This window comes from Pseudooceanicola sp. NS-SX9, assembly GCF_057380705.1.
The window spans coordinates 231,209-245,813 of sequence record NZ_JBXXRN010000004.1 but is presented as its reverse complement, the minus strand read 5'-3'; the positions used below and the strand labels follow the sequence as shown (position 1 = coordinate 245,813).

Here is a 14,605-nt window from a genome sequence, read left to right as displayed (position 1 = left end):
GGGTCTCCATCGAAGAAATGACTCTATCGATAAAATCGCGGCGTTTTCGGGGTGTCGGCAATCAAGTTTATAGATAGTTAACCGGGAATCTCGTAAGTCTCACTGATATGGGAATTTTTTCCGGCCATCTTGCGTTTTCCGATCCAGCCGACATGGCGTGACAGGGTGCTGCAGGCCAGCTCGGTCTGGCCGCGACGCAGGGCCTCCAGGATGGCGCGGTGATCGTGATCGGTGCGCGCCTCCCAGTCGCGGCGCCAGGCGGCGAACAGGAAGCGGGCGCTGGCAGTCTGCAGGTCGTCGATGGTCTGCAGAAGCCGCGGCATCTGGCAGGGCGACAGGAGGATGCGGTGGAAATCCCGGTTCGCGCGGTTCCAGTCGCGGACATTCCCGGCCGTGTCGCAGGCGCGGTTAACCTCTTCTGCTTGTTGCAGAATGGTGCGCGTCATGTTGGGGGCGGCATGGCGCAGGGCCAGGGTTTCGAGGCTCGCGCGCATCTCGGCCACCTCGCGCAGTTCGGCCAGGTCGAACTCGGTCACGCGGACGCCGCGGCGGGGCAGGTTCTCGGCCAGGCCCTGGGCCTGAAGGTCGCGGAAGGCCTCGCGGACGGGAACGTGGCTGGTGCCGAATTCCGCCGCGATATGGTCCTGCCGCAGCCGCGTGCCGGGGGCGATGGCGCCGGTGATGATGCGGTCTGCAAGGATGCGGGCAATCCGCGCGGCATGGGTCTCTTCCGGGGTGTGTTTCATGAATTATAGATAAAACAGGGGGCGCGGAAAGTCGAGGGGCCACGTGCCGAGGGAACGGGCAATGCGGCCGGGACGGCGGCCGGACGCCGCCCCGAGGCTTGAAACCGCCGTCCCCGCAATGGCATAGCCGGGGCAAAGCCGCTGCCCCGGAAAGGCCCCGCGATGATGACCTTTGATCGTATCCTGGTGGGCACCGCCTTCCACACCCCCGCCCGCGACCGGCTGGAGGTGCTGGAGGACCACGCCTTCGTGCTGGGCCCCGATGGCTGCCTGGCGGCCGTGCTGTCCCCCGATGCCCCCGACCGCGCGGCGCTGGAACAGGCAGCCGAGGCGCGCGGGGTCCTGCAGCGCCTGCACCCCGACGAAGTGCTGATCCCCGGGCTGATCGACCTGCATGTCCACGCGCCGCAATGGCCGCAGCTGGGCAAGGCGCTGGATGTGCCGCTCGAGGTCTGGCTGCAGACCTATACTTTCCCGCTGGAGGCCCGCTTTGCCGATCCCGCCTTCGCCGAGGCGGTTTATGACGATCTGGTGGCGACGCTGCTGGCGCAGGGCACGACGACGGCGCTGTATTTCGGCTCGGTCGACGTGGCGCCGAACCTGACGCTGGCGCGGGCCTGCCTGCGGCACGGCCAGCGGGCGCTGGTGGGCAAGGTGGCGATGGACCACCCCGACACCTGCCCCGATTATTACCGCGACGCCGATGCCGACACCGCCCTGGCCGACACCCGTGCCTTCATCGAGGCGCTGCGGGCGCTGGCGCAGGTGCCCGACCGGGCGCCGCTGGTGCATCCGGTGATCACGCCGCGCTTCATCCCCTCGTGCACCGATGATCTGCTGCGCGGCCTTGGCGCGCTGGCGCAGGAAACCGGTTGCCACGTGCAGACCCATTGCGCGGAAAGCGACTGGGAGGTCGGTCATGTCCACGACCGTCTGGGCTGCACCGATTGCGCGGCGCTGGAAGGGTTCGGCCTGCTGGGGCCGCGCACGGTACTGGCGCATTCGAACTTTGTCACCGCCGATGACATGGCGCGGATGCGCGCGGCCGGCAGCGCGGTTGCCCATTGCCCGATGTCGAACGCCTATTTCGCCAACGCGGTCTTCCCGCTGCGCCGGGCGCTGGCGGCGGGCGTCAAGGTGGGGCTGGGGACGGATATCTCGGGCGGGTTCAGCGCCTCGCTGTTCGATGCGGCGCGCCATGCGCTGATGGCCTCGCGGCTGGCCGCCAGCGGCACCGATCCGGCCCGCGCGCCCGGGCAGCGCGGCTCGGGCGAGGTGCCCCTGTCGACGGTCGAGGCCTTCTGGCTGGCGACGGCCGCAGGCGCCGAGGCGCTGTCGTTGCCGGTGGGCCTGTTCCGCGCGGGCCATCATTTCGACGCGCTGGTTGTGCGGGCGGGGCTGCCGGGCAGTGCCTTCCGGCGCTACCCGGGCAGCGATCCGCTGCCCGAGCTGTTCGAAAAGCTGGTGCTGACGGCGGACCGGGGCGCGCTGCAGCAGGTCTGGGTGGACGGGATCTGCCGTCTGGGCGCCTAGTCGCGTTCCAGCAGGAAGTTGCCGCGCGCGGTGGCGGGGCCTTCGACCAGGGTCTCGGCCTCGTCCTTGAGGGCCACGCCCGACAGTTCCCGGCGCAGGGATTCCCCCATCAGGAACATCAGCTTGTGGGCGGCCTCGCGGTGGCTGAGGCCGGCCGCGCGGATGTTCGAGACGCAGTTGCGGCTTTCGTCCGTCAGCCCCGCGCGGGGCGCGTAGGTCAGATAGGCGCCCAGGCTGTCGGGCGACGACAGGCCGGGCCTTTCGCCGATCAGCATCAGCACCATGCGCGCGCCGAGGGCCGCGCCGATCTCGTCTCCGACGGCCACGCGGGCCTGCGAGACCAGGCTGAGCGGGCCCAGGGACCAGCCGCGCCGGGTGACCTCGGGCAGCAGGACCGCCAGAAGGGCCGCGGCATTGGCGGTGATGGCGCTGGCGGACAGGCCGTCGCCGATGACGATGGCCAGATCGCACTGGCCCCCCTGCGGCAGGCGCGTGCGGGCGGTTGTCGACAGGCGGCGGCCGTAATCGGGGCGCTGCAGGTATTGCGCGCGGGTTTCGGCGGCGCTTTCCAGCCGCAGGATGGGCAGGCCGAGGGGCGCAAGATCGGCCGCGACCGCATCCCAGTCCAGATCCAGATGCACCGCCTTGCGGGCGCGGGCATGGGCCAGCTGGAAGTCCAGATGCGGCGCGGTGGGCAGGCTGGTGCCGGCGCGGCCAAGCGCGATGCGGGCGGGCGTCAGGGCGCGCAGCGCCTCCCAGGGGGTGCGGGTGACGGGGGTGTCGGTCATGCGGCGCCCCGGGCGATGGCACGGGCAAAGCCCTGCGGGATCTGCTGTTGCAGCGCGCCATCGCGGAAGATGCCGGTGCGGTTCAGCCAGGTTTCGAATTCCGGCGCGGGCGCCAGCCCCAGCACCTTGCGTAGATACAGCGCATCATGGAACGAGGTCGTCTGGTAGTTCAGCATCACGTCGTCGGATCCCGGAATGCCCATGATGAAGGTGATCCCCGCCACCCCCAGCAGGGTCAGGATGTTGTCCATGTCGTTCTGGTCGGCCTCGGCATGGTTGGTATAGCAGATGTCGCAGCCCATCGGCAGGCCCAGCAGCTTGCCGCAGAAATGGTCTTCCAGCGCGGCGCGCAGGATCTGGCGCCCGTCATACAGGTATTCCGGCCCGATGAAGCCTACGACCGTGTTCACCAGCAGCGGCTTGCAGACGCGGGCCACGGCATAGGCGCGGGCCTCCAGCGTCTGCTGGTCGACGCCGTGATGGGCATTGGCCGACAGCGCCGATCCCTGGCCGGTTTCCAGGTACATCACGTTGTCGCCCACCGTGCCCCGGCCCAGCGACAGCGCCGCCTGGCGGCCTTCGTTCAGCAGGGCAAGGTCGATGCCGAAGCTGCGGTTGGCGCCCTCGGTCCCGGCGATCGACTGGAAGACCAGATCGACCGGCGTGCCGCGGTTGATCAGCTCGATCGAGTTGGTGACATGGGTCAGCACGCAGCTTTGGGTGGGGATCTCGTGGCGCAGGATCACCTCGTCCAGCATCCGCAGCAGGGTGTCGGCGGCGGCAAGGCTGTCGGAGGCGGGGTTGATGCCGATCACCGCATCGCCATTGCCGAACATCAGCCCATCGAGGATCGAGGCCGCGATGCCCGCCGCATCGTCGGTGGGGTGATTGGGCTGCAGGCGCGTCGACAGGCGCCCGGGCAGGCCGATGGTGTTGCGGAAGGCGGTGCTGACATGGGCCTTCTTCGCGATCAGGATCAGGTCCTGGTTGCGGCAGATCTTGGACACGGCCGCGACCATCTCGGGCGTCAGGCCCGGCGCCAGCGCCTTCAGCGCGGCGGGCGTTGCGGCATCCGACAGAAGCCAGTCGCGAAAGCCGCCCACGGTCAGGGCGGCCACGGGGGCAAAGGCGCGGGCGTCGTGAGTGTCGAGGATCAGCCGGGTGATCTCGTCTGCCTCGTAGGGCACGACCGCCTCGGTCAGGAAGACCGACAGCGGCAGGTCGGCCAGCGCCATCTGGGCGGCGGCGCGGACCTCGTCATCGGCGGCGGCGATCCCGGCCAGCGCATCGCCCGATCTGGCCGGGGTGGCCTTGGCCAGAAGATCGGCCAGGCTGTCGAAGCGGTGGACCTCTCCGGCGATGGTATGGGTGTAGGTGGACATGGGGTCTCCGGTCAGGGGCGGACCCGGCCCCCGAAGGGGCCGGGCATAGGGGTCATTCTGCCGGGGTCGCGGCCGCCACGCGGTGGTGGCTGGTCATCCGGAAGTAGGCATAGCCAAGCGCCAGGATGATGGCGAAGACGACGGCCACAAGGAAGTTGTAGATCGTCATTGCGATAAGGCAGACCACGGCGGTGCCAAGCGCGATGGCGGGGAAGACCGGGTAGAAGGGCGCACGGTAGCTGCGCGGCAGGTCGGGCTGGGTGCGGCGCAGGCGGAACAGGCTCCACATCGACAGGATGTACATCACGATGGCGCCAAAGACGGCCATGGTGACGATGTTGGCGGTCAGCGGCTGGCCCCCGAAGGTGATCAGGTTGTCGCTGAAGATCGCCAGGATCCCGACGACGCCACCGGCGATGATCGCCCGGTGCGGGGTCTTGAAGCGCGGATGCACGGCCGCCAGCGACTTCGGCAGGAACCCGGCCCGCGACAGGGCGAAGATCTGGCGCGAATAGCCCATGATGATGCCGTGGAACGAGGCCACCAGGCCGAACAGGCCCAGCCAGACCAGCATGTGCAGCCAGCCCGAGCTGTTGCCGACGATGAACTTCATCGCCTGCGGCAGCGGGTCGTTGATATTGGCAAGTTTGGTCCAGTCACCGGCACCGCCCGCAAAGATCATCACGCCAAGCGCCAGCGCCACCAGCGTCAGGATGCCGAAGATATAGGCGCGGGGGATGGATTTCTTGGGGTCCTTGGCTTCCTCGGCCGCCATGGCGACGCCCTCGATGGCCAGGAAGAACCAGATCGCGAAGGGGATGGCGGCAAAGATGCCCGACACCGCACCCATCGAGAAGGTCGCGTTGCCCATCCAGCCATTGGCGGTGAAGTTCTCCCACGAGAAGCCGGGGGCGACGACACCCATGAAGACCAGCAGCTCGAAGATGGCGATGATGGTGACGACCAGCTCGAAGGTGGCGGCCAGCGACACGCCCAGGATGTTCAGCCCCATGAAGACGATATAGGCGCCGACGGCGGCGATCTTGGGATCAAGGCCGGGGAACTGGACATTCAGATAGGCGCCGATGGCCAGCGCGATGGCGGGGGGCGCGAAGACGAATTCGATCAGCGTCGCCATGCCGGCGAAATAGGCGCCGGTTTCGCCCAGACCCGCGCGGGCATAGGCGAAGGGCCCGCCCGCATGGGGGATCGAGGTGGTCAGTTCGGTGAAGCTGAAGATGAAGGTCGTGTACATCAGCGCCACGAAGGCGGCGGTGATGATGAAGCCCAGCGTGCCGGCGGTGCCCCAGCCGTAGCTCCAGCCGAAATATTCGCCCGAGATCACGAGACCGACGGCGATCCCCCAGAGCTGGACGGTGCTGAGAGACTTGCTCAGCTGGTGATGTGTCGAAGACATGTGGCCTGGTCCTTCCTGTTGCCTGTCTGAGCGCGGATTTGCGATCTTCTGCCCGCCGCGTCGGGTGTCATGGGCCTAGGGCAGCAGGGCCCCGTGGCCCGGCTATCCGATTTCGGCAAACTTTCCCGGGACCCGGTTGCAGCCCCGCCGCCTTTTGCATATGATGAAAAAACAGACGCCATTCCGCCGCATGTGGTCACGGATTGTGCGAAATGTGGTTTGGGGCGGATCCGGGGTGACTCGGCCGCTTGCGAGGGGGCCACGGTTTCGCTATGCCACCTGCCCAAGGACAAGGCCGCCGACCCCTGAACCCCAGCACGAGCCGCCCCATGACCCTTCAGACCGCCCTCCAGACGCCGCGCACCCGTTTCTGCCAGACTTCCGACATCGAGGAACAGTCAGCCCTGCTGAAGGGCTGGAACCAGAGTTACAGCCAGCTGTCGGGCGGCGCCTTCTCCGGCGCGCTGGCCGAGGCCGAGCTGCCGCGCGCCTATCTGTTCCGCGAAGTGACCAGCCATTCGCTGCTGCAGGTGGGGCATCTGGACGACGACGTGGTGGCGGTGGGGCTGCCGTTGCAGATCCGCGGCCCCGCGACCTTCTGCGGGCGGCGCTGCGGGGGCACACAGCTGCATCTGTTCTCGGGGCGCGAGGGGTTCGAATACCACACGCCCGAGGGGCTCGACATGGCGGTGGCGGTGGTGCCGCGGGCGCTGCTGTTCGCCGGGCTGGATGACGACAGCGCGGCGCGGATGACGGGGCGGCTGAAGCACGCGCAGCTGATGGGGGTGGACGGGGCCGCCTTCGCCGCGCTCAGGGGCTTCTTCGCCGACATGCTGGAGGGCGAGGACCCGCTGGCCGGATCCTCGGACGGACGCCTTGTGGCGATGACGGGCGATCTGGCGCAGCAGCTGCGCGCCTGCCTGCTGGGTGATCCGCGCGACGTGCCCCTGGCGGGATCCGAGCGCGCCAGCACGGTCGCGCGCCGCATGGCGGTGATCGCGGCGGTGCGCGATGCGGTCGAGGCCGGCGACAGCGAGGACGTGCTGAACATCGAACTGCTGTGCCAGCGCATCGGCATCAGCCGCCGCACCCTGCAATATGCCTTCGAGCAGGAACTGGGTCTGCGTGCCATCGCCTATATCCGGGCGCTGCGGCTGAACAAGGCGCGCCGGCTGATCCGGCAGGGCGCCACCGTCACCGATGCCGCGACCGATGCGGGCTTCTGGCATTTCGGCCGCTTCGCGCAGGATTACCGGGGCCTGTTCGGAGAGCGCCCTTCGGACACGCGCGCCGCCCGGCAGTGATCCGGCTGGCCAGCTCTGCCTTGCCCTGCTAGGGTTTCCCGAGTGTTCACAGGGGTTTGCGCAGGGGGTGCCCGTGTCCGAAGACGAAGCCCAGGTGGGGCGGCTGCTGGCCCATCCCGATGTCACCCTGCGCCACCTGGAGGTCTTTGCCAAGATGCTGGGCGGCGCCACCACAGCCGAGGTGGCCGAGGTTCTGGGGATCTCGCAACCGGCGATCTCGCTCAGCCTGCGGCAGCTTGAGGGCGCCCTGGGGCTGGTGCTGTTCGACCGCAGCGGCCGGCGGCTGACGGCGACGCTGGCGGCGCGGCAGCTGGAGGGCGACGTGCGTTCGGTCCTGTCGGCGATGCGCGGCTTTTCACACCGGGCGGGGGATCTGGCGGCGGGGGTGACAGGGCGGCTGCGGGTCATCGCGACGCCGCCCCTGGGCTATTCCCATGCCTCGGTGACGCTGGCGCGGTTCTTCGATCTTTATCCCAAGCTGCAGGTGTCCTACGACGTGCGGCGGATCTCCGAGGTCTACAATGCCGTCCAGACCGGCGAGGCCGACCTGGGGCTGGCGGTCTTCGAGGGCAAGGTGGACCTGTCGCTGCTGGTCAAGCCCTTCCACCGCACCCGCATGGTGGCGCTGGTGCCGCGCACCAGCCCGCTGGCGCAGGCCAAGGCGGTGCGGCCCGCGGATCTGGCGCAGCGGCCCTTCATCGGCCTTGAATCCGACAGCATCCTGGGCGCCCTGATCCGCGAGGCCTTCCGCGAGGCAGGCTGCACCTATGCCCCCCGGATCGAGGTCCGCTTTTGCGCCACCGCCGCATCGCTGGCGGAACAGGGCATCGGCGTGGCGCTGGTCGATCCCTATTCGGCCTCGTCCTATCCGTTCCCCAATGTGGTGCGGCTGCCCTTCCTGCCCGCGACCGAGGTCTCGGCCTGCGCGGTGACCCGACGCGGCGTGCCGCAGTCGGACCACGTGCGCACCTTCGTCGGGCTGTTGCGCGACATCCTGCACAACAAGGAGGTCAGCCTGCCGCTATAAGCCCCAGGGCCATGGCGGCGGCGGCGCGGACCGGATCGATGACCGGCAGCCCGGCCTCGGCCTCCAGCCGGGCGCGCACCGGCCCCATGCCCGCGCAGCCCAGCACGATGGCCCCGGCACCGGCGGCGCGCAGGTCCTGCGCCAGTTCCAGCGCCCGGGCATAGGCGGCGGGGTCGTGGCCGGTGGCCTCGGCGGTGGTGCCGGGGGGCAGGGGCAGTTCGGCGGCAAGGCGCCCCTCGACCCCCATCTCGCGCATCCGGCGCAGGTGGCGCGGGATCGACCCGGCCGCCATGGCGATGATGCCGAAACGGTCGGCGCGCGCCAGCGCCGTCAGGATGCCGCATTCCATGCAGCCCAGCACCGGTTTTGCCGTCTGGCTGCGGGCGATCTGCACCCCGGGATCGGAAAAGCAGGCGCTGATATAGGCGCGGGCCCCGGGGGCGGCGGCGACGGCTTCGGCAAAGGCCAGCCCGGCGCGCGCGACATCCTCTTCCGAGGCAATGGTGGCGGGCATCTGCGCCAGCCCCTCGACCCGGAAATCACCCATTGGTGCAAGGGCTTCGGCGATCGAGGCCGTCACCCGGGCCGAGCTGTTGGGATTGATGACAAGGATGCTCATCTGAGGGCCGTGCCAAAGTTCCGGGCCGGGTCGAATTCCGGCGCGGTAAAGCCGGGACGACCGCGCAGATCGACGGGCGCGCGGCCAAAGAACCGCCCCTGGCCTTCGCGGGCCTTCAGTTCGCCCTGTTCAACGATCACCGCGCCGCGGGTCATGACGATTTCCGGCACGCCGGTCAGCTGCATCCCCTCGAAGGGGGTGTAATCCATGTTGTCGTGCTGGTCGGCCTGACGGACGGTGCGGGTCACGTCGGGGTTCCAGATCGCGATATCGGCATCCATGCCGGGCGCGATCCGCCCCTTGGTGGTGCAGCCGAAGGTTTTCGCGGCATTGGTGGCGCTGAGGGCCACGAACTGTTCAGGCGTGATGCGCCCCTTCACGACGCCTTCCGAAAACAGATAGGGCAGACGCGCCGCGATCCCGGGCATGCCGTTGGAAATCTTCGGATAGGGCGCGTCGAAGCCGTTCAGGAACTTGCCCGTTTCGTCGGCGCGATAGGGCGCATGGTCAGAGCTGACGCTTTCGAAGGTGCCCATCTGCACATGGTGCCACAGCGCCGCCTGGGTGTCGGCCCCGCGCAGCGGTGGCGAACAGATGTATTTGGCGCCCTCCATCCCGGGTCGGTCCAGATCGTCGCGGGTCAGCGCGAGGTACTGCGGGCAGGTCTCGGCGAACAGCTTGGCACCGTTGAATTTCTCGCGCCGGACGATCTCGGCGCCGCCTTGCGTGCTGACATGGACGATGAACAGCGGCGCATCGACCAGCTTGGCCAGCTGGATGGCGCGGTTGATCGCCTCTTCCTCGGCCAGTTCGGGGCGGGAAATGGCGTGGTACTTCGGCGCCGTCAGGCCCCGGGCGGCCAGCTGACGGTTCATCCATTTCACCATGTCGTTGTTTTCGGCATGGACCATGGTGATGGCGCCGTGGTGGCGGGCGACCGTCAGGATGTCGAGCATCCCGCCATCGCCCAGGTTCATCAGGTCATAGGTCATGAAGACCTTGAAGCTGGTGATGCCACGGGCGAAGGCGCGCGGCAGTTCGTCCTGTAGCACCTCGGGGCGCGGGTCCGAGATGATCAGATGGTAGGAATAGTCGATGACCGAACGCGCGCCGCGGGCATCATAGGTCGCGATCACGTCATCCACCGACTGGCCGCGCTGCTGCGCCGCAAAGGGGATAAAGCTGGAATTGCCGCCGAATGCCGCCGAGACCGATCCCGACAGGTAATCATCCGCCGTCATCACCCCAGAGGAGCTTTCCTGCGCGATATGGGCATGGGCCTCGATGCCGCCGGGCATGACCAGCCGACCGCCCGCGTCGATGCGGCGCGTTCCGCCCGGCAGCGTTTCCGCCACCGCCGCGATGCGGCCATCGGTGATGCCCAGATCGCCCTTGAACTGGCCGTCGGCGGTGATGATCGTGCCGCCGTGAATGACTGTATCGAAGGTCATGCCTCGGGGACCTCCACGCCGGTCTGGGTGGCGATCAGGCCGTAATGCTCGATCCGGCGGTGGGCGGCAAAGTTGAAGACCGTCGACTTGCCGAAGGCACATGTGTCGAAATCGGCCTCGGCCACCAGCAGCTCGTCGCCCTCGCCGCTGGCGCGCGCGATGACAAAGCCGTCGGGATCGACGATGATCGAACCGCCGATCATGTGGTTGCCGTCCTCGGTGCCGCATTTGGCGACTGCGATGGCATAGGTCGAATTCTGGTAGGCCCCGGCGCAGACCGACAGTTCGTGATGGTAGATGCGCTTTTCCAGCCCCTCATTGGCCGAAAGGTTGTTCTGCGAGGGCGTGTTGTAGCCGATGCACACCAGTTCCACCCCGCGCAGGCCCAGCATCCGCCAGCTTTCCGGCCAGCGCCGGTCATTGCAGATCGCCAGACCGGTCAGCACGCCCTGGTTGCGCACCACGTTAAAGCCGGTGTCGCCGGGCAGGAAATAGCGCTTTTCCAGGTGCTGGTGGCTGCGCTCGGGTTCGAATTCGGCATGTCCCGGCAGATGGGTCTTGCGGTATTTCAGCATGATCTCGCCCTCGGGCGAGACCAGGATGGCGGTGTTGAAATGCTCGCCCTCGGGCGTCAGTTCGCAATAGCCGAAGGTAAAGCCCATGCCATAGGACCGGGCCCGTTCGAACAGCGGCGCGGTGGCGTCATTGGGCATCGCGGTCTCGAACCAGTGGTCGAAATCGGCGCGGTCCTCGACGTAGAAGCGCGGGAAGAAGGTGGTCAGCGTCATCTCGGGGAAGGCCAGGAAGCTGACGCCCTGCGCATGCGCCTGATCCATCAGCGCCAGCATCCTTGCCACCACGGCGGCGCGGGGTTCGTCCTTCTGGATGCCGCCGATCTGCGCGGCCCCGATCTTCATCTTCGTCATCTTGATGTCCTTGTTTTGATCCGGTCAGTGGCTGACACGCGACAGGAATTCCTTCAGCCGGGCCGAGCGGGGATTGCCGAAGACCTCTTCGGGCGGGCCCTGTTCGACCACGTGGCCGCCATCCATGAAGACCACCCGGTCGGCGGCATCGCGGGCAAAGCCCATCTCGTGGCTGACCACCAGCATGGTCATGCCGCGCGCCCGCAGGTCCTTCATCACCTTCAACACCGAGCCCACCAGCTCCGGGTCCAGCGCCGAGGTCGGTTCGTCGAACAGCATCACCTTGGGGTCCATGGCCAGGGCGCGGGCGATGGCCACGCGCTGCTGCTGGCCGCCCGACAGTTCCGTCGGCATGGCATCGGCCTTGTGGTCCAGACCGACCTGGGCCAGCAGTTCGATCGCGCGGCTGCGGGCTGTGGCGCGATCGCGGCCCAGGGCCCAGACCGGCGCCAGCATGACGTTCTTCACCACGCTCATGTGCGGATAAAGGTTGAACCCCTGGAACACCATGCCGACCTGCTGGCGCATCCGGTCCAGTTCCTTGCGGGGAATGTCGGTGATGCGGCGGTTGTCGATGAAGATCGAGCCGCCCGTGGGCTCTTCCAGGCGGTTGCAGCAGCGCAGCATGGTCGATTTGCCCGACCCGGAGGGGCCGATCACAAAGACCAGCTCTCCGGCTTTCACCTCGAGGTCGATCGAGGACAGCACCTCGGTCGTGCCATAGCATTTCTGCAGGCCGCGAATCTCAAGCATGGGGCGCATCTGGGGCTCCTTCCGGGGGCGAGAGGGCAAGCGGGCCGATCCCCGGCCCTGTTCCGTCTGTAGCTGGGAAAAGATCCATAAATCGATCACATTGATTGGCTAGAAACATAAGGAAAACTTAAGTATCTGGCGCGGATCGACCCAAGTGAAGTATTTCAAGATACTGTTATTAAACGATATACTTTAAAGGTGCCCGAGGTTTGGATCTGCGAAGGTTCTCTTGTGCTGCCGGGAAACGCCCTTGCGAGGCGCCCAAGAACTGCGCGACCCGTTGGGAAAGACCTGAAGGAGTTCCCGATGCGATCCGTCTTCCACCTTGCCCTGCACGTGACCGACCTGGAGGAAACCCGCCGCTTTTACGGCGGGGTTCTGGGCTGCGCCGAAGGGCGTTCGACCGACACCTGGGTCGATTTCGATTTCTTCGGCCACCAGTTGTCGTTCCACCTGGGCAAGCCGTTCGAGACCACCCGGACCGGCAAGGTCGGTGATCACATGGTGATGATGCCGCATATGGGCGCGGTGCTGGCGCTGCCGGACTGGCTGGCGCTGTCGGACCGGCTGACCGCCGCGGGCGTGGCCTTCGACATTCCCCCCGTCATCCGCTTTGAGGGGCAGCCGGGCGAACAGCGCACGATGTTCTTCTTCGACCCCTCCGGCAACCCGATTGAAATCAAGGGCTTTGCCGATTTCGAGCAGGTCTTCGCCCGGTAAGCCATTCCAACAGGGGGGCGGTGGCGGTCGTGGCCGCCGGCCCTCCGCCAACCAAGGGACTGCCTGAATGACCACTGTTCCCGTCATCGATATCTCGGGCCTTTCCGGCGATCTGGCTGCGCGCCAGGCTGTCGCCGCACAGATCCAGACCGCCTGCGAGACGATCGGCTTCCTGTGCATCACCGGCCATGGGATTGATCCTGCGCTGATTGCGCGCACGCGCGCCGCAGCGCTGGACTATTTCGACCGCCCCGTCGCCGAGAAAGAGCAGATCCTGCGGCAAAAGCCGAACTACCGGGGCTATATTCCGGTTTCCAGCGAGGCACTGGCGCGCTCGACCGGCAAGGCCGATGCGGCGGTGGATCTTAAGGAAGCCTTCTCGATGGGGCCGGTGGTGGTGGGCAAGGATGCCTATTTCACCTGCGAGGCCGCCGCCGCCCATTTCGCCCCGAACCGCTGGCCTGCCGCCCCGGCCGATTTCCAGCCCGCCTTCGAGGCCTATTATACCGCCGTCTCGCAGATTGCCGACAGGCTGCTGGCGGGCTTCGCGCTGGCGCTCGGCGCGCCCGAGGACTGGTTTGTCGACAAGGTGGACCGGCATATCTCGAACGTGCGGGCGCTGCACTATCCGGCACAGGACCGGGCGCCGGAACCCGGCCAGCTGCGCGCGGGGGCGCATACCGACTATGGCTGCCTGACGATCCTGCTGACCGAGGACGCCCCGGGCGGTCTGGAAGTGCAGAAGAAGGATGGCACCTGGGAGGCCGTGCCGCATGTGCCCGGCAGCTTCGTCGTCAACATCGGCGATCTGATGGCGCAATGGAGCAATGACCGCTACGTCAGCACCGCCCACCGCGTTGCCAACCCGCCCCAGGGCACCGGCGGGCGCCGCCTGTCGATCGCCTTCTTCCACCAGCCCAATTACGACGCGCTGATCGAATGCCTGCCGGGATGCTCCGGGGGGAACAATCCGGCGCGATATGCCGCCATCACCTCGGGCGACCATCGCCTGATGAAGGTGAACCGGGCGAACAGCTGAAAACCCATAACCACAACAGGGAAACGACAATGAAAAAGATGACTTGGGCCGCGATGGCGGCACTGGGCGCGCTGGCCTTCGGGACCGTGGCACAGGCGGAAGAGACGCTGCACACCGCGGTCGATCCGAACTTTCCGCCGATGGCCTCGATGAACCTGTCGGGCAAGCTGGAAGGCTTCGAGATCGACTTTGGCGCGGCGCTGGCCAAGCAACTGGGCGTGAAGCTGGACATCAAGGGCGTGAACTTTGTCGGCATCATCCCCGGCATGAACGCGGGCACCTACGATTTCATCCTGGCCCCCGTCACCGCCAATGCCGAACGCGCCAAGACCATGCTGTTCACCGAGGGCTACATGTATACCGCCCTGGAACTGGGTCAGAAGAAGGGCACCCCCGAGGTCACCGCGCTGGACCAGCTGAAGGGCAAGACCGTCGCCGTCAACAAGGGCTCGAACTACGAGGCCTGGGCGAATGAAAATGCCGACAAATACGGCTTCAAGGTGCTTTCGCTCGATACTTTCACCTCGGCCACGGATGCGGTGGTGACGGGGCGTGCCGATTACCAGGTGGGCGGGGCCGCCAACATCAAATACGCCGCCACCAAGGTGCCCGCCTTCGTGCCGGGCTATGTGATGAAGGACACCCGCGCCAGCTGGTCGCTGGTGGTGCCCAAGGACAAGCCCGAGCTGCGCGCCAAGCTGGATGCGGCCATCGAATGCCTGAAGAAGGACGGCACCATCGCCAAGATCTCGACCAAGTGGCTGGGCGTGGCGCCGATGGCGGACGATGCGGAAAACGCCATCCAGCCGGGCTATGGCGTGCCGGGGCTGGAAGGCTACGACGCGACCGCGCATAATCTGACCTGCGGTTGATCCGCGCGGGGCAGGCCGCCGGGCCTGC

General features: G+C 67.2%; 14 protein-coding genes. 6 read left to right on the top strand and 8 right to left on the bottom strand.

Annotated elements, in window-relative coordinates; all coding sequences use genetic code 11:
* Positions 1-77 precede the first annotated feature (77 nt).
* Complete coding sequence (locus AC2ITM_RS20915) at positions 78-746, bottom strand: GntR family transcriptional regulator (protein ID WP_486470142.1); 669 nt, start codon at positions 744-746, stop codon at positions 78-80.
* Positions 747-911: 165 nt separating this feature from the next.
* Here AC2ITM_RS20915 and guaD point away from each other — a divergent pair, with 165 nt between their 5' ends.
* Positions 912-2,279, top strand: coding sequence for a guanine deaminase (gene guaD / locus AC2ITM_RS20910; protein ID WP_486470141.1), 1,368 nt, complete (start codon positions 912-914; stop codon positions 2,277-2,279).
* Here the strand turns inward: guaD and eutC are convergent.
* The 3 genes from eutC to eat are packed head-to-tail and all read right to left on the bottom strand — an operon-like array spanning position 2,276 to position 5,866.
* Complete coding sequence (eutC, locus tag AC2ITM_RS20905) at positions 2,276-3,067, bottom strand: ethanolamine ammonia-lyase subunit EutC (protein WP_486470140.1); 792 nt, start codon at positions 3,065-3,067, stop codon at positions 2,276-2,278. The genes guaD and eutC overlap by 4 nt on opposite strands.
* Positions 3,064-4,449, bottom strand: coding sequence for an ethanolamine ammonia-lyase subunit EutB (locus tag AC2ITM_RS20900; protein ID WP_486470139.1), 1,386 nt, complete (start codon positions 4,447-4,449; stop codon positions 3,064-3,066). Before AC2ITM_RS20900 ends, eutC begins: the two co-directional genes overlap by 4 nt.
* A gap of 52 nt (positions 4,450-4,501) precedes the next feature.
* Positions 4,502-5,866: an ethanolamine permease gene (gene eat, locus AC2ITM_RS20895; protein WP_486470138.1), complete on the bottom strand. Its 1,365-nt coding sequence runs from the start codon at positions 5,864-5,866 to the stop codon at positions 4,502-4,504.
* Between the two features lie 329 nt (positions 5,867-6,195).
* On the opposite strand from eat, the gene AC2ITM_RS20890 reads away from it, so the two are divergent.
* Both AC2ITM_RS20890 and AC2ITM_RS20885 read left to right on the top strand, forming a co-directional pair.
* Positions 6,196-7,170 (top strand): helix-turn-helix domain-containing protein, encoded by a 975-nt coding sequence (locus AC2ITM_RS20890; RefSeq protein WP_486470137.1) that lies wholly within the window; start codon positions 6,196-6,198, stop codon positions 7,168-7,170.
* A 73-nt stretch (positions 7,171-7,243) separates the two neighbouring features.
* Complete coding sequence (locus tag AC2ITM_RS20885) at positions 7,244-8,197, top strand: LysR family transcriptional regulator (RefSeq protein WP_486470136.1); 954 nt, start codon at positions 7,244-7,246, stop codon at positions 8,195-8,197.
* On the opposite strand, the gene AC2ITM_RS20880 is transcribed toward AC2ITM_RS20885, so the two are convergent.
* The 4 genes from AC2ITM_RS20880 to AC2ITM_RS20865 are packed head-to-tail and all read right to left on the bottom strand — an operon-like array spanning position 8,181 to position 11,946.
* Positions 8,181-8,816 (bottom strand): aspartate/glutamate racemase family protein, encoded by a 636-nt coding sequence (locus AC2ITM_RS20880; protein ID WP_486470135.1) that lies wholly within the window; start codon positions 8,814-8,816, stop codon positions 8,181-8,183. The two genes, AC2ITM_RS20885 and AC2ITM_RS20880, sit on opposite strands and share 17 nt — an antisense overlap.
* Positions 8,813-10,267, bottom strand: coding sequence for a dihydropyrimidinase (gene hydA / locus AC2ITM_RS20875; protein ID WP_486470134.1), 1,455 nt, complete (start codon positions 10,265-10,267; stop codon positions 8,813-8,815). Before hydA ends, AC2ITM_RS20880 begins: the two co-directional genes overlap by 4 nt.
* Positions 10,264-11,193, bottom strand: a complete 930-nt coding sequence (locus AC2ITM_RS20870) for an N-carbamoyl-D-amino-acid hydrolase (protein WP_486470133.1) — start codon at positions 11,191-11,193, stop codon at positions 10,264-10,266. Before AC2ITM_RS20870 ends, hydA begins: the two co-directional genes overlap by 4 nt.
* 24 nt (positions 11,194-11,217) lie before the next feature.
* Positions 11,218-11,946, bottom strand: coding sequence for an amino acid ABC transporter ATP-binding protein (locus AC2ITM_RS20865; protein WP_486470267.1), 729 nt, complete (start codon positions 11,944-11,946; stop codon positions 11,218-11,220).
* A 306-nt stretch (positions 11,947-12,252) separates the two neighbouring features.
* Between AC2ITM_RS20865 and AC2ITM_RS20860 the strand changes: the two genes are divergently transcribed.
* From AC2ITM_RS20860 to AC2ITM_RS20850, 3 genes are all read left to right on the top strand, one after another.
* Positions 12,253-12,666, top strand: coding sequence for a VOC family protein (locus AC2ITM_RS20860; RefSeq protein WP_486470132.1), 414 nt, complete (start codon positions 12,253-12,255; stop codon positions 12,664-12,666).
* 67 nt (positions 12,667-12,733) lie between these two features.
* Positions 12,734-13,705 (top strand): isopenicillin N synthase family dioxygenase, encoded by a 972-nt coding sequence (locus tag AC2ITM_RS20855; protein ID WP_486470131.1) that lies wholly within the window; start codon positions 12,734-12,736, stop codon positions 13,703-13,705.
* Positions 13,706-13,734: 29 nt separating this feature from the next.
* Positions 13,735-14,577, top strand: coding sequence for a transporter substrate-binding domain-containing protein (locus tag AC2ITM_RS20850; protein WP_486470130.1), 843 nt, complete (start codon positions 13,735-13,737; stop codon positions 14,575-14,577).
* The last annotated feature ends 28 nt before the right edge of the window (positions 14,578-14,605 follow it).

Bases quoted from the DNA above. Each gene is read 5' to 3' on its own strand.
- AC2ITM_RS20890 (WP_486470137.1), top strand. From the start codon at position 6,196: ATGACCCTTCAGACCGCCCTCCAGACGCCGCGCACCCGTTTCTGCCAG.
- hydA (WP_486470134.1), bottom strand. From the start codon at position 10,267: ATGACCTTCGATACAGTCATTCACGGCGGCACGATCATCACCGCCGAC.
- AC2ITM_RS20915 (WP_486470142.1), bottom strand. From the start codon at position 746: ATGAAACACACCCCGGAAGAGACCCATGCCGCGCGGATTGCCCGCATC.
- AC2ITM_RS20860 (WP_486470132.1), top strand. From the start codon at position 12,253: ATGCGATCCGTCTTCCACCTTGCCCTGCACGTGACCGACCTGGAGGAA.
- AC2ITM_RS20850 (WP_486470130.1), top strand. From the start codon at position 13,735: ATGAAAAAGATGACTTGGGCCGCGATGGCGGCACTGGGCGCGCTGGCC.
- AC2ITM_RS20880 (WP_486470135.1), bottom strand. From the start codon at position 8,816: ATGAGCATCCTTGTCATCAATCCCAACAGCTCGGCCCGGGTGACGGCC.
- eutC (WP_486470140.1), bottom strand. From the start codon at position 3,067: ATGACCGACACCCCCGTCACCCGCACCCCCTGGGAGGCGCTGCGCGCC.
- eat (WP_486470138.1), bottom strand. From the start codon at position 5,866: ATGTCTTCGACACATCACCAGCTGAGCAAGTCTCTCAGCACCGTCCAG.
- AC2ITM_RS20865 (WP_486470267.1), bottom strand. From the start codon at position 11,946: ATGCTTGAGATTCGCGGCCTGCAGAAATGCTATGGCACGACCGAGGTG.
- AC2ITM_RS20870 (WP_486470133.1), bottom strand. From the start codon at position 11,193: ATGACGAAGATGAAGATCGGGGCCGCGCAGATCGGCGGCATCCAGAAG.
- AC2ITM_RS20855 (WP_486470131.1), top strand. From the start codon at position 12,734: ATGACCACTGTTCCCGTCATCGATATCTCGGGCCTTTCCGGCGATCTG.
- AC2ITM_RS20900 (WP_486470139.1), bottom strand. From the start codon at position 4,449: ATGTCCACCTACACCCATACCATCGCCGGAGAGGTCCACCGCTTCGAC.
- guaD (WP_486470141.1), top strand. From the start codon at position 912: ATGACCTTTGATCGTATCCTGGTGGGCACCGCCTTCCACACCCCCGCC.